The 14,257-nt window shown below is 56.8% G+C and carries 13 protein-coding genes; 10 read left to right on the top strand and 3 right to left on the bottom strand.

What is annotated here, in order from left to right; genetic code table 11:
* The first annotated feature begins 47 nt into the window (after positions 1-47).
* A complete protein-coding gene (locus H0S68_RS01115; RefSeq protein ID WP_142816108.1) occupies positions 48-1,004 on the top strand; it encodes an AEC family transporter in 957 nt (318 codons plus the stop codon).
* Here the strand turns inward: H0S68_RS01115 and H0S68_RS01120 are convergent.
* Entirely contained in the window at positions 985-1,314 is a 330-nt protein-coding gene (locus H0S68_RS01120) for a hypothetical protein (protein ID WP_020824830.1), read from the bottom strand. The genes H0S68_RS01115 and H0S68_RS01120 overlap by 20 nt on opposite strands.
* A gap of 150 nt (positions 1,315-1,464) precedes the next feature.
* Between H0S68_RS01120 and H0S68_RS01125 the strand changes: the two genes are divergently transcribed.
* Positions 1,465-2,328 (top strand): carboxylate/amino acid/amine transporter, encoded by an 864-nt coding sequence (locus tag H0S68_RS01125; RefSeq protein ID WP_020824831.1) that lies wholly within the window; start codon positions 1,465-1,467, stop codon positions 2,326-2,328.
* Between the two features lie 32 nt (positions 2,329-2,360).
* On the opposite strand, the gene metR is transcribed toward H0S68_RS01125, so the two are convergent.
* A complete protein-coding gene (gene metR, locus H0S68_RS01130) occupies positions 2,361-3,311 on the bottom strand; it encodes an HTH-type transcriptional regulator MetR (protein ID WP_020824832.1) in 951 nt (316 codons plus the stop codon).
* A 90-nt stretch (positions 3,312-3,401) separates the two neighbouring features.
* Here metR and metE point away from each other — a divergent pair, with 90 nt between their 5' ends.
* Entirely contained in the window at positions 3,402-5,693 is a 2,292-nt protein-coding gene (gene metE / locus H0S68_RS01135) for a 5-methyltetrahydropteroyltriglutamate--homocysteine S-methyltransferase (RefSeq protein WP_410529101.1), read from the top strand.
* Between the two features lie 92 nt (positions 5,694-5,785).
* Here the strand turns inward: metE and H0S68_RS01140 are convergent, their stop codons facing one another.
* A complete protein-coding gene (locus H0S68_RS01140) occupies positions 5,786-6,622 on the bottom strand; it encodes a dienelactone hydrolase family protein (RefSeq protein WP_128864856.1) in 837 nt (278 codons plus the stop codon).
* Between the two features lie 512 nt (positions 6,623-7,134).
* Between H0S68_RS01140 and udp the strand changes: the two genes are divergently transcribed.
* The 7 genes from udp (at position 7,135) to ubiB (ending at position 14,242) form a co-directional block, all read left to right on the top strand.
* Complete coding sequence (udp, locus tag H0S68_RS01145; protein WP_020824835.1) at positions 7,135-7,896, top strand: uridine phosphorylase; 762 nt, start codon at positions 7,135-7,137, stop codon at positions 7,894-7,896.
* A 172-nt stretch (positions 7,897-8,068) separates the two neighbouring features.
* Positions 8,069-8,851 (top strand): tyrosine-protein phosphatase, encoded by a 783-nt coding sequence (locus tag H0S68_RS01150; protein ID WP_046374711.1) that lies wholly within the window; start codon positions 8,069-8,071, stop codon positions 8,849-8,851.
* A gap of 87 nt (positions 8,852-8,938) precedes the next feature.
* A complete protein-coding gene (locus H0S68_RS01155) occupies positions 8,939-9,469 on the top strand; it encodes a DedA family protein (RefSeq protein WP_020824837.1) in 531 nt (176 codons plus the stop codon).
* A 140-nt stretch (positions 9,470-9,609) separates the two neighbouring features.
* Positions 9,610-11,157: a DNA recombination protein RmuC gene (gene rmuC / locus H0S68_RS01160; protein WP_201895834.1), complete on the top strand. Its 1,548-nt coding sequence runs from the start codon at positions 9,610-9,612 to the stop codon at positions 11,155-11,157.
* A 79-nt stretch (positions 11,158-11,236) separates the two neighbouring features.
* Positions 11,237-11,992 carry a bifunctional demethylmenaquinone methyltransferase/2-methoxy-6-polyprenyl-1,4-benzoquinol methylase UbiE gene (gene ubiE / locus H0S68_RS01165; protein ID WP_020824839.1) on the top strand — a complete coding sequence of 252 codons (756 nt, stop codon included), beginning with the start codon at positions 11,237-11,239 and terminating at the stop codon, positions 11,990-11,992.
* Positions 11,993-12,005: 13 nt separating this feature from the next.
* Positions 12,006-12,614 (top strand): SCP2 domain-containing protein, encoded by a 609-nt coding sequence (locus tag H0S68_RS01170; RefSeq protein ID WP_020824840.1) that lies wholly within the window; start codon positions 12,006-12,008, stop codon positions 12,612-12,614.
* Positions 12,611-14,242, top strand: a complete 1,632-nt coding sequence (gene ubiB, locus H0S68_RS01175; protein ID WP_259220048.1) for a ubiquinone biosynthesis regulatory protein kinase UbiB — start codon at positions 12,611-12,613, stop codon at positions 14,240-14,242. Before H0S68_RS01170 ends, ubiB begins: the two co-directional genes overlap by 4 nt.
* The last annotated feature ends 15 nt before the right edge of the window (positions 14,243-14,257 follow it).

A 14,257-nucleotide genomic window follows, 5' to 3' on the forward strand; every position in this document is an offset into this window, starting at 1 on the left:
ATTTTGCGACGTCAGTCCTTTGCCGCCGCGCTAACGGAAGGGATGTGATGTCTGTTTTTATGGGTTCGTTATGGCATCAAATAGCGCTGTCTTTGCCGCTATTTGTTCTGATCGTGTTGGGATATGGGCTTATCCGCTGGGGTAAATGGCCAGCGACCATCACCGACGGTTTAACGCGTTTTGTCTTCTCTTTGGCTCTCCCCGCCATGTTGTTCCGCATGATGTGCGACTTTTCGCAGCGTCCAGCGGTAGATGCCCGCCTGTTGATCGCCTTTTTCGGCAGTTGCCTGATTGTGTTCGTGATCGGTCGCATCACCGCGCGTCGGGTGTTTAAACTGGATGGAGTGGCGGGATCGGTTTTCGCGTTGGGTGGAATTTTCTCCAATAACGTGATGCTGGGCCTGCCCATCGCCAGCGTCATGCTTGGCGAGGCGGCAATCCCATCGGTGGCCTTGGTGTTGGTGTTTAACGGCCTGATCCTCTGGACGCTGGTGACTATCTCCATCGAATGGGCGCGCAATGGTTCGCCGACGCTGCAGGGCTTTATCAAAACAGCGCGTAGCGTGCTGACCAATCCGCTGATTATCGGCATTCTTTCCGGCACGCTGTTCAGCCTGAGCGGCTTGCCGCTGCCGACGTTTGTCGACCAGCCGGTCAGCATGCTTGGTCAGGTTGCCGCACCGCTGTCGCTGGTGGTGCTGGGTATGGGGCTGGCGGAGTATCGCATCAGCGAAGGCTGGCGCCTCAGCAGCGGCATCTGTTTCCTCAAGCTGATTGTTCAACCGCTGATCATCTGGCTACTGGCCTGGATGATGGACCTGCCGCCGATGGAAACCCGGGTGGTGGTGTTGCTGGGTTCGATGGCGGTCGGGGTCAATGTTTACCTGATGTCACGCCAGTTCAACGTATTGACCGGGCCTGCCGCCACCAGCCTGGTGATGTCCACCGTGCTGGCAGCAGTGACTACGCCATTGATCCTGACCATCATGGGCGTGCGGGGCTAGCCGGCAGCGGTGCCTGGGGGACTGCAGGTGCTGTGCGGTTAAATGGGCTGCGCGGCTGGTTGCCGTTGGGTAACAACTTCCCACCGTTTGGCGCCGTTTGCTGCAGTTGTTGCTGGTTATTATCGAACTGCCGCTGCTGTTGCAGGCGGCGCTGATCCAGCTGCTGATTATTCAGCATGCGCTGTTGCTGCGCCTGTTGAGTGCGTTGGTTGAGAAACTGCTGTTGCGAGCTGAGCTCGGTGACGCCGTTGGCCGCGGTGGCCAATCCGGACAGCAGCAACAGGCCATAGAGCAGATGATAACTTTTCATGATGTTCTCCTCGTCTTTTATTAAGCCTAACCCAGCGATGCAAATTTGCTGAAAGTTTGTATTTTGCTCAGATGTAAACCTTCTTTTCACTACACCCCTTTCTGCCTTCCGTTACAATCGCCCTTTCTGAATCTTTAGGGTGAACCCATCGTGCTGCTTCTGGTGATTACTACCATCCTGTGGGCATTTTCTTTCAGCCTGATTGGCGAATACCTGGCGGGCCAGGTCGACAGCTGGTTCTCGGTGCTGATGCGCATCGGCCTGGCGGCGGCGGTGTTCCTGCCTTTCCTGCGCTGGCGCAACATCAAGCCAAAAGTGATCCTGTTGTACATGCTGGTGGGTGCTTGCCAGCTTGGCATCATGTATCTGTTCAGCTTCCGCGCGTACATGTACCTGACGGTGCCGGAATTCCTGCTGTTTACCGTGCTGACGCCGCTGTACGTTACGCTGATTTATGACTTGATCAGCGGACAGCGCCTGCGCTGGGGTTATGTGTTCAGTGCGCTATTGGCAGTGCTGGGCGCTGCGATTATTCGATATCATCAATTGAGCGAGCATTTTTGGTGGGGGCTGTTGCTGGTGCAGGCGGCGAACATCAGCTTTGCCATCGGCATGGTCGGTTACAAACGGTTGATGGAAGTGCATCCGCTGCCGCAACACACCGCATTTTCCTGGTTCTATCTGGGGGCCTTGGTCGTGGCGGTGGTCGCCTGGTGCCTGTGGGGCAATCCGCAGCAGCTGCCAACCACTAACCTGCAGTGGGGCATTCTGGTCTGGCTGGGCGTAGTGGCTTCCGGGCTGGGTTATTTCATGTGGAACTACGGCGCAACGCAGGTGGATGCCGGTACTTTGGGCATCATGAATAACATGCATGTGCCGGCAGGACTGTTGGTTAATCTGGCCATCTGGCAGCAACAGCCGCATTGGCCAAGTTTCATTATCGGCGGGGCGGTCATTGTCGCTTCGCTGTGGGTGCATCGCCGTTGGGTGGCGCCTAAAATAGTCAGCAAATAAACGGGCAGCCCAAGCGCGAGCTGCCCTGATATTCAGGGTTGCGAAGCCAGCGGTTTGACGCTGGCGACACCGGCGCTTGGGCGTGCAGCATCACGCACGAATGGCAGATGGTTGCAGGCATGTTGCCGAGCCGAGCGGATAAAGGCTTCGGTGACGGCCTGGCGTTGTTCACCGTCGCGTACCGCCGCGTACAGGCGGCTCCAAAGCCCATCCCCCAGGGTTTTGGTCACCACTAACCCCTGGCGTTCAAAACTTTCCACCACCCAGTGCGGCAACGCCGCGATCCCCATGCGGGCCGATACCATCTGGATCAGCAACAGGGTGTTATCCACGTTTTTCAGCGCCGGGCTGATGCCTGCGGGCTGCAGGAAATGGCGCCAGATATCCAGTCTCTGACGCTGTACCGGGTAAATCATCAGCGTTTCGTCAATCAAATCTTCAGGCTCAATGTGCAGCTTGCTGGCCAATGGATGATCCGGCGCCAGCACCAGTCGTACTTCGAAATCAAACATCGGTGAATAGTGCAGCCCACTGCGCGGCAGAATGTCGGAGGTCAGCACCAGATCCAGTTCACCCTGTTGCAGCGCCGGCTGCGGATCAAAGGTCACGCCGGATTTGAAGTCCATGATCACCTGCGGCCAACTCTGACGGAAGTTGTCCAGCGCGGGCGTCAGCCATTGAATGCAGCTGTGGCATTCAATGGCGATGCGCAACGTGGCCTGATGAGGTTCGTGACACGCCTGCAGCGCGTGCTGGATTTGCGGCAGTACCTGTTCTGCCAACTGCAACAGGATCTCTCCCTGCGCGGTAAAGCGCAGCGGCTGGCTTTTGCGAACGAACAGCTTGAAGCCCAGACGCTGCTCCAGATCGCTGAACTGATGCGACAGAGCAGACTGCGTCTGATGGAGTTGGGCCGCCGCGGCCGCCAGCGAGCCGGTATTGCGCAGCGCCTGCAGCGTCCGTAAGTGTTTCAGTTCGATCATGAGAGTCCTTCACAGTGACAGTGAATAAATTGCGCTTGTGGTTAATACAGTACCTGCGGATTATGGATGTGTAAACATCTGGACGGCTAAATGGGGAATATGACGATGGCAATTTTAAATCACACACTGGGTTTTCCTCGCGTTGGGCTAAGACGTGAACTGAAAAAAGCTCAGGAAAGCTACTGGGCTGGTAACTCAACGCAGGAAGAACTGTTGGCGGTTGGCCGCGAGCTGCGCGCTCGCCATTGGCAACAACAACAGCAGGCCGGAGTGGATTTGGTGCCGGTCGGCGATTTCGCTTGGTACGACCATGTATTGACCACCAGCCTGCTGCTGGGCAACGTGCCGGCACGCCATCAGAATGCGGATGGCTCAATCGATCTGGACACGCTATTCCGCATCGGCCGTGGTCGCGCACCAACCGGAAAACCGGCAGCGGCGGCAGAAATGACCAAATGGTTTAACACCAACTACCACTACATGGTGCCTGAATTTCACAAAGGCCAGCAGTTCAAACTGGGGTGGACCCAACTGCTGGAAGAAGTGGACGAAGCGCTGGCTCTGGGCCACAAAATCAAGCCGGTGTTGCTGGGGCCGGTGACCTATCTGTGGCTGGGTAAAGTGAAAGGCGAAGCGTTTGACCGTTTGTCGCTGCTGAAAGACATCCTGCCGGTTTACCAGCAGGTGCTGGCTGAATTGGCGCAACGCGGCGTGGAGTGGGTACAAATTGACGAGCCAGCACTGGTGCTGGAATTGCCGCAGGAATGGCTGAACGCCTTCAAGCCGGCTTACGAAGCGCTGCAAGGTCAGGTAAAACTGCTGCTGACCACCTACTTCGACAGCGTGGGCCATAATCTCGACACCGTCCGCGAGCTACCGGTTCAGGGGCTGCACGTTGATCTGGTTGCCGGTCATGACGATATCGACGCATTGAACAAGGCGCTGCCAACAGAGTGGCTGCTGTCTCTGGGCGTCATCAATGGTCGCAACGTCTGGCGTGCGGATCTGAGCAGTTGGTTTGAACGCCTGCAGCCGTTGGTCGGCAGCCGCCCACTGTGGATCGGCACTTCCTGTTCACTGCTGCACAGCCCTATCGATCTGAGCGTGGAAACTCGCCTGGACGAAGAGGTGCAAAGCTGGTTCGCCTTTGCTTTGCAAAAATGCGCCGAAGTGGCCCTGTTGAGCGCGGCGCTGAACGCACCGAGCGCAGAAAAGCAGGCCGAACTGGACGCCTATAGCGCACCAATCCGCGCTCGTCGCCAGTCCAGCCGCGTGCATAATGCGCAGGTAAGCCAACGCCTGGCGGCGATTACCGCGCAGGACAGCGAACGTCAGCGTCCTTATGCCGAGCGTGCTCAGGCACAGCGTGCGCGCTTTAACCTGCCGGCCTGGCCGACCACCACGATAGGGTCTTTCCCGCAAACCACGGAAATTCGCGGCCTGCGCCTGGACTTCAAGCAGGGGCGTTTGGACGGCAATAACTACCGCACCAGCATTAGCGAACACATCAAACAGGCGATCGTTGAACAAGAACGCCTGGGGCTGGACGTGTTGGTGCACGGCGAAGCCGAGCGTAACGACATGGTGGAATATTTTGGTGAAAACCTCGACGGCTTCGTGTTCACTCAAAACGGCTGGGTACAGAGCTACGGTTCCCGCTGCGTAAAACCGCCGGTGATCATTGGCGATATCAGTCGCCCTGAAGCCATCACCGTCGAGTGGGCGAAGTATGCTCAGTCGCTGACCGACAAGCCGGTAAAAGGTATGCTGACCGGTCCGGTCACCATTCTCTGCTGGTCGTTCCCGCGTGAAGATGTGACCCGCGAAGTGATCGCCAAACAGATTGCCCTGGCGCTGCGCGACGAAGTGGAAGATCTGGAAAAAGCCGGTATCGGCATTATCCAGATTGATGAGCCTGCACTGCGCGAAGGTTTGCCGCTGCGTCGATCCGACTGGGCTGCCTATCTGAACTGGGCGGTGGAGGCTTTCAAACTGAACGCCGCTGTCGCGCAAGACGACACGCAGATCCACACTCACATGTGTTATTGCGAGTTCAACGACATTATGGACTCCATCGCGGCGCTGGATGCCGACGTGATCACCATCGAAACCTCGCGTTCTGATATGGATCTGCTGGAAGCCTTCAAAGAGTTTGAGTACCCGAATGAGATTGGCCCGGGCGTGTATGACATCCACTCGCCGAACGTGCCAAGCGTGGAATGGATCGAAGCGCTGCTGCGCAAAGCTGCGCAGAACATCCCGGCTGAGCGCCTGTGGGTGAACCCGGACTGCGGCCTGAAAACCCGCGGCTGGCCGGAAACCCGTCAGTCGCTGACCAACATGGTGCTGGCCGCACAGCGCCTGCGTGAACAGCAGGTCTGATAGCGACATTTGGGTGTAGATTATTCTGGGCGCTTCGGCGCCCTTTTTCATATCGAAAATGACTGCCGATCGGGCAGCCTTAAGACGAGAGGCTATTTGACGCCTGGCACTCCGTGCTGCGCGAACCAAGCCAGCATACGTTGCCAGCCATCCTCTGCCGCTTCGGCGTTGTAGCTGGGCCGGTAGTCGGCATTGAAGGCATGGCCGGCCTCGGGATACACCACGATCTCGGCATTGGCGTTGGCGGCGCGGATCGCCTGACGCATGCTTTCCACCGTCTCCAGCGGGATGCTGCTGTCCTGGCCGCCGTAAAGTCCCAGCACCGGTGCCGTCAGCTGTGTCGCAACGTCGACCGGGTGTTTTGGCGAATTCAGCGTTTTTTCACCCACCAGCTTACCGTACCAGGCCACCGCAGCCTTTAACTGCGGGTTGTGCGCGGCATAGAGCCAGCTAATACGCCCGCCCCAGCAGAAACCGGTAATCGCCAGCTTGCCGGCATCGCCGCCGTGGCGCGTTGCCCAATGGGCAGCATGATCCAGATCCGCCAGCACCTGACGATCCGGCACCTTGCTCACCAGATTCTGGAACAGTTCACTGATATCGGTGTATTCCCGGGCATCCCCTTGACGGAAGTACAGCTCCGGCGCTATCGCCAGATAACCCTGCTTCGCCAGACGACGGCACACATCCTGAATATGTTCATGTACGCCAAATATCTCCTGTACCACCAGAACGACCGGGAAGGGGCCGCTGTGGTCCGCCGGTTTGGCGATATAGGCAGGCAGGTTGTCACCCTGAGAAGGAATGGTGGTTTCCCCGGTATGAATGCCCTGCTCGTCGGTGAGGATGGTAGAAGCCGCCAGGGGGGTTACGGCCGGGGTGAATCCCCCCTGGGCCTGTTTTAATGTCATCACATGATCGGTTTTCATTGCGGTCTCCGTGCAATCAATAGAGAAAAGCGCTGCGATTAACTATAGGAAAGATTACCCGTTATTGGCATCGAGTGGAGCATTTTCAGTCAAGTCTGTAAAAAACGATTAAATATCCGGCTTTACCGCGTTTTTATTGTCTTTTTATCATGCTATTACGCAAGTTGACCTGCATTAGTACCATAAGGTGCGTTAGTTCCGCTTATTCGGGCTAAGTCCCCGACAAACCAAGGCTATTTTTCTGTGACTGCATAGGGGATTTTTTGGCAAACCGCCTTGATAAACTCCGAGTAGCAGGGGAAACCGGCGGTGCGATTTGTCGACTAGACTGGTGGCTACTGGGGCCATCAGGCGGGCCTTCTTGCTAATTTTTGTGACTTTAGTCACAAGAGTTATGTAGATTGCATTCTGTTTCTTTGTCTGTAGTGATTGCCGTCACGAAATTGCGTGGCGATTTTCAGTAGAGTACTTTTTTGTTCCTCCCAATAAACATGATCTATGAGGAGTCTCGTATGTCTCAATCTGACGTTTTCCATCTCGGCCTGACCAAAAACGATTTACAAGGGGCCCAGCTTGCCATCGTTCCTGGCGATCCGCAGCGCGTAGAGAAAATTGCCAAGCTGATGGAAAATCCGGTGCACCTGGCTTCCCATCGTGAATTCACCTCCTGGCGTGCAGAGCTGGACGGCAAGGCAGTGATCGTCTGTTCCACCGGTATCGGCGGTCCTTCGACGTCTATCGCGGTTGAAGAGCTGGCACAGCTGGGTATTCGTACCTTCCTGCGAATCGGCACCACCGGTGCGATCCAGTCAGACATCAATGTAGGTGACGTGCTGGTCACCACCGCGGCGGTTCGTCTGGACGGTGCCAGCCTGCACTTCGCGCCGATGGAGTTCCCGGCGGTGGCCGACTTCGCCTGTACTACCGCCCTGGTCGAAGCTGCCAAGGCAGCAGGCGCGACCACGCACATCGGCGTAACCGCGTCTTCCGACACCTTCTATCCAGGCCAGGAACGTTACGATACCTTCTCCGGGCGCGTCGTTAGCCGTTTCAAAGGTTCGATGGAAGAATGGCAATCGATGGGCGTGATGAACTATGAAATGGAATCCGCCACGCTGCTGACCATGTGTGCCAGCCAGGGCCTGCGTGCCGGTATGGTTGCCGGTGTGATCGTTAACCGTACCCAGCAGGAAATTCCGAACGCGGAAACCATGAAAAACACCGAGAGCAAAGCGGTGCAGATCGTGGTTGATGCGGCGCGTCGCCTGCTGTAATCCCTCCGCAATTCAACGGGCCGCCACGCGGTCCGTTTTTCCATTCAGCCGTAATCTGTTACGGTTATCATCATCAGCGCCATCTTAACTGGCCACCTCTTTGACCCGTTGAGCCCGGTTTTACCTTGGCTCTCAGGTTGCGTTTTATCAGACAATAAACACGAGGACGTCTATGACCGCCCAGATCCTGCTTCATCCTTCATTGGCACCGCTTGATGGCGGCATTAACTTTCGCGATCTTGGTGGTAACAGCGTTGCTGATGGCCGTCGCATCAAGCGAGGATTACTGTTCCGTTCCGGGTCGCTGGAGCGCCTGACGGAAAACGACTGCGCCTTCCTGGCCGGCGTGCCGGTGCGATCGGTACTGGATTACCGCGATCCCGATGAAGTGCAGGCCAAGCCCGATATCCTGTGGCAGGGCGCGGATTACCACCATTTTCCTGCCAACCCGTTGAGCAATGAGGTTAATGCCAACCTGGAAAAACTGACCAGCGAAACGCTGGCCGGTTTCGATGCGCGGGCGTTTATGCTGGAGTTATATCGCCGACTGCCGTTCGGCAATCCGGCCTACCAACAGTTGACTCAGTTGCTGAGCCATACCGATAACGGTGCTATCGTCCAGCACTGTGCAGTCGGTAAGGACCGTACGGGGGTCGGATCGGCGTTGGTATTGTTCGCACTGGGTGCCGATGAGGCGACGGTGGTGGAAGATTACCTGCTGACCGAAACCACGTTGGCGACCTTCCGTGAACAAATGTTGGATCAACTGTCGATTCGTTTAAGTGACTCGGCATTGGGGCAGTTTGCCTATGTGCTTAGCGCCCGAGAAGAGTTCCTGATGACTGCCCTGGGTTGCATCCGTGACCAATACGGTTCCACCGACCGTTGGCTGGAGGCGGAATACGGGCTGGGGCAAAGCCAGCGAGCAGCGCTACAGGCGTTCTACCTCGAGTAAACCGCGTGGATGTTTAGCCGGGGTTTAACCGACGCCGGCTGGCATTGCGTATCCTTGGGGCAGTAAATCCCGCATCAGGAGCCCGTATTGAGCCTCAATGACATTATCCACTGGATCAGCGAGACCGTGCGTCAGCACGAAGGCTGGGCCATCCCGATTATCTTCTTCCTGGCGTTTGGCGAATCGCTGGCGTTCCTGTCGCTGCTGTTGCCGGCCACGGTGATCTTGCTGGCGCTGGGTGCGCTGATTGGCGAAAGCGGCATTGCCTTTTGGCCTATCTGGGCTGCTGCCGCTGCGGGCGCTTTCTTTGGTGACTGGCTTTCTTACTGGATTGGCTACCACTATCAAGATCGCGTGGCGCACATGTGGCCGCTATCGCGTAATCCGCAGTTGCTGACGCGCGGCCATGCGTTTTTTGAGCGCTGGGGCGTGCTGGGCATTTTCATTGGCCGCTTCTTTGGTCCGTTGCGGGCCGTGGTCCCGCTGGTTGGTGGCATTTGCGGTATGCCCCAGCGTTATTTTCAGGTGGCGAATATTACTTCGGCGATGATCTGGGCGTTCGGCATTCTCGCGCCGGGGGCGTTTGGCATCAAGTGGTTAAGCCAGTGGTTTGGCTAATCTTTGCCTGACTTGCGCAGCGGTTCGCAATAATGCGCCGTTGGGACGAAATCAGGCTGGACATCCATACAGCATCCCCTTAACGTGACGGGCAGCGGGCGGATAAAACGCCGGAACGGTCAGGTGTAACAGGAGGCAGGGTGGATACCAGTTTGGTTTACGGTATAGGCGGGGTGACGGTAGGCCTGCTGTTGGGCTGGTTAATCGCCAGCCTGAGGGTGCAGCAGTCCCATGCGCAGCATGAAACCGAGCTGCGGCTGCTGGAACAATCGCTGCAACAGGCGCAGCAGGAAACGGCAGCCCGGCAAGAGACGCTCCTGCGCAATGAACAGCAAATGCGGCAGAACGATATGGAGCTGCGCAATTTGCACAGCCAGCTGGCTGCAGGGCACGAAAAGCTTCAGCAGCTTAATCACTGGCGCAACGAGTGCGAATTGTTGAACCAGGAACTGCGTGCCCAGCGTGAAGTGAACAGCGCCCAAGAAGCCGAGCTGCGTGAGGTGACCATCCGTCTGGAGGAAACCCGCATGGCGGCGGAAGAGAAGCAGCGCCTGTTGATCAATAGCGAGCAGCGTCTCACCACCCAGTTTGAAAATTTGGCCAACCGCATTTTTGAACACAGCGGTCGCAAGGTGGATGAGCAAAATAAGCAAAGTCTGGATCGTCTGCTGTTGCCGTTGCGTGAGCAACTGGACGGTTTTCGCCGCCAGGTGCAGGACAGTTTTGGCCAGGAAGCTCGCGAACGTCATACGCTGACCCACGAAATACGCAACCTGCAGCAGCTTAATGCGCAAATGGCGCGTGAGGCTATTAACCTGACCAAGGCCCTGAAAGGGGATAATAAAACCCAGGGCAATTGGGGCGAGGTGGTATTAAGTCGGGTGCTGGAGGCCTCTGGCCTGCGGGAAGGGCACGAATACGAAACGCAGGTCAACGTGCGGCTGGACCATCAGAGTCGGATGCAGCCCGACGTTATTGTTCGCCTGCCGCAGGGCAAGGACGTGGTGATCGATGCAAAAATGTCGCTGGTGGCCTATGAACGTTACTTCAACAGCGAAGATGAAGTGGAGCGTGAGGCGGCGCTGAGTGAGCATATTGCCTCGCTACGTGGCCATATTCGTCTGCTGGGTCGTAAGGATTATCAGCAGTTGCCCGGCCTGCGTTCACTGGACTACGTGTTGATGTTTATACCGGTGGAGCCGGCTTTCCTTTTGGCCATAGACCGTGAGCCGGAATTGATTAGCGAAGCGCTCAAGCACAACATTATGCTGGTGAGCCCAACCACCTTGCTGGTCGCCCTGCGCACCATCACCAACCTGTGGCGCTATGAACATCAGAGCCAGAATGCTCAACGCATTGCCGACCGGGCTGCGCGGCTGTATGACAAAATGCGGTTGTTCGTTGACGACATGTTGGCGCTTGGGCAGAGCCTGGACAAGGCTCAAGGGAGTTATCGCCAGGCGATGAACAAACTGAGTGAAGGCCGTGGTAATCTTATCGGCCAGACCGAGGGGTTCCGCGCGCTGGGGGTTGAGGTGAAAAGGCCTATCAACCCGCTGCTGGCCCAGCAGGCCAGCGCACAGCATGACGAAGAATTCGAGGCAGCGGGCGAAGATGACATTGACGCGCTGCCGGGGGCGGAGGATGACGACGCCGCAGAGCAACCACGCTCCGCATCGCAGGCATGACAGCCGCGGCGAGGTGGGGTATTTCGTGGGGTTCTGGTACACTCAACCACACTAAATTGACTGAATAGCAGGCAGGACAATGGCAGATCAACCGCAGGAAACCACCGATTTCGGTTTTCGCACCGTAGCTCGAGACGAAAAGCAGGCCATGGTGGCAGACGTTTTTCATTCGGTAGCGGCAAAGTATGACGTGATGAACGACCTGATGTCGTTTGGTATCCACCGTATCTGGAAGCGTTTTACCATTGATTGCAGCGGCGTGCGCCGTGGGCAGCGTGTGTTGGATCTGGCCGGTGGTACCGGTGATCTGGCCGCCAAGTTCTCCCGCATGGTCGGTGAGCAGGGGCAGGTGGTGCTGGCGGACATCAACGATTCCATGCTGAAAATGGGGCGCGAGAAGCTGCGGGACCGCGGCATTGTCGGCAACGTCAGCTATGTGCAGGCCAACGCCGAAGCGCTGCCGTTCCCGGACAACTATTTTGACTGCATCACTATCTCCTTCGGTCTGCGCAACGTCACCGACAAAGACAAGGCACTGCGCTCCATGTTCCGCGTGTTGAAACCGGGTGGCCGTTTGTTGGTGCTGGAGTTCTCCAAACCCTTGCTAGCCCCGCTGAGCAAGGCTTACGACGCTTATTCTTTCCACGTGTTGCCGAAAATCGGCGAACTGGTGGTAAAGGATCCAGAAAGCTACCGTTACCTCGCTGAGTCGATCCGCATGCATCCCGATCAGGAAACGCTGAAGGGCATGATGGGCGCAGCCGGGTTTGACAACGTGACCTATTTTAACCTGACCGGCGGTATTGTTGCCCTGCATCGCGGCTTCAAATTCTGATATGGACATGCCGATGCTGCTAACCCCTTTGTTGACCGGCGTGCTGGAAACATCGCTCAATAGCCTGCTGTTCCGCGATCGCAGCATGAAGGCAGCCCGTCTTCGCCTGGCTGGCAAGGTGCTGCGCATAGAGTTGCAGGAGCTTGCTTCGCCGTTGGTGCTGATCTTCAGTGAGCAGCGAGTCGATGTGCTTGGTCAGTCTGACGATACCGCCGACTGCACGGTGCGCAGCCGCATATCGGTACTGTTGAAACTGCGGGACCGCCAACAGCTTTCGCCCTTGATGCGCAGTGGCGAGCTGATTGTTGAAGGTGATATTCAGGTGGTACAGCAGTTGGTTGGCCTGCTTGATCTGGCTGAGTGGGATCCGGCGGAATGGCTGGCGCCTTATATCGGCGATATTGCCGCACAAGGCGTCACTCAGGCGTTCGGCAAGGGCGCGAATTTGCTGAAGAAAGGCTTGCAGCGTCAACAGCATTACGTGGCCGAAACCCTGACGGAAGAGTGGCGTGTGGCTCCTGGCCCGCTGGAAGTGGTGTGGTTTAACGAGGAAGTTGACGCCACCGTTCGCAGTGCTGAAGCGCTGATTGCTCGCATGGACAAGTTGGAGGGTAAACGATGACCCCTGGCGAACTACGCCGCCTGTATTTGATCGTCCGCGTTTTCCTCAGTTATGGCCTGGATGAACTGATCCCCAAGATGCGTTTGACGTTGCCTTTGCGCTTTGGCCGACGTCTGCTGTTTTGGATGCCAAACCGCCACGCGGATAAACCGCTGGGGGAGCGTCTGCGGCTGGCCTTGCAGGAACTGGGGCCGGTATGGATTAAGTTTGGTCAGATGATGTCTACCCGTCGTGACCTGTTCCCGCCACAGATTGCCGATCAACTGACGTTGCTGCAGGACAGGGTTGCCCCCTTCGACGGCGCTCTGGCGCGCAAGCATATCGAATTGGCGATGGGCGGCCCACTGGAAACCTGGTTCGATGATTTTGACCAACAGGCGCTGGCTTCGGCATCCATAGCGCAGGTCCATACCGCACGGCTGAAAACCACCGGGCAGGAAGTGGTGCTGAAGGTGATCCGGCCGGATATCGGGCCGATCATCAAGGCCGACGTTCGCCTGATGTATCGCCTGGCGGCCTGGGTGCCGAAACTGATGCCAGACGGTCGCCGTTTGCGCCCGCGTGAAGTAGTGCGCGAATATGAAAAGACCTTGCTGGACGAACTGAACCTGTTGCGCGAAGCGGCCAACGCCATTCAACTGCGCCGTAATTTCGACGGCAGTCCGATGCTGTATGTGCCCGAGGTTTATTCCGATTACTGCCGCGAAAGCGTGCTGGTGATGGAGCGGATCTACGGCATTCCGGTTTCGGATATTCCTACGTTGGAGAAGCAGGGCACCAACATGAAATTGTTGGCCGAACGCGGGGTACAGGTGTTCTTTACCCAGGTCTTCCGCGACAGCTTCTTCCATGCGGACATGCACCCCGGCAATATCTTTGTCAGCTATGAGCATCCTGAAGATCCCTGCTATATCGGCATTGACTGCGGTATTGTCGGTTCGCTGAACAAAGATGATAAGCGCTATCTGGCGGAAAACTTTATCGCCTTCTTCAATCGCGACTACCGTAAGGTGGCAGAGCTGCATGTTGATTCAGGCTGGGTGCCACGCGACACCAACGTGGAGGATTTCGAATTCGCTATCCGCACCGTGTGCGAGCCTATTTTCGAAAAACCGCTGTCGGAAATTTCGTTCGGCAACGTCTTGTTAAACCTGTTCAACACCGCTCGCCGTTTCAATATGGAAGTACAACCCCAACTGGTGTTATTGCAGAAGACCTTGCTGTATGTTGAAGGTCTGGGACGCCAGCTCTATCCGCAGTTGGATTTGTGGACTACCGCCAAGCCTTTCCTGGAAAGTTGGATGCGCGATCAGGTCGGTATTCCGGCGGTGATCCGGGCACTGAAAGAAAAAGCGCCGTTTTGGGCGGAGAAACTGCCCGAACTGCCTGAATTATTTTACGATAGCCTGCAGCAACATAAGCTGTTGCAACAAAGCGTTGATAAGCTCACCAACCAGATGCAGGCTCAGCGCGGTCGCCAAGGGCAATCACGTTATTTGTTCGGCGTTGGCGCTACACTGTTAGTAAGCGGTACGATTTTGCTGTTGGGGGACGTCGAAGTGTTTCCCGCATGGCTGATGGCAGCCGGCATCGTATCCTGGGTGATTGGCTGGAAGCGAACCACCTGAATTGATTCGAAACTC

The sequence above is a fragment of the Serratia sp. AXJ-M genome (genome assembly GCF_046531865.1).
GTDB classification, from domain to species: Bacteria; Pseudomonadota; Gammaproteobacteria; order Enterobacterales; family Enterobacteriaceae; genus Serratia; species Serratia liquefaciens.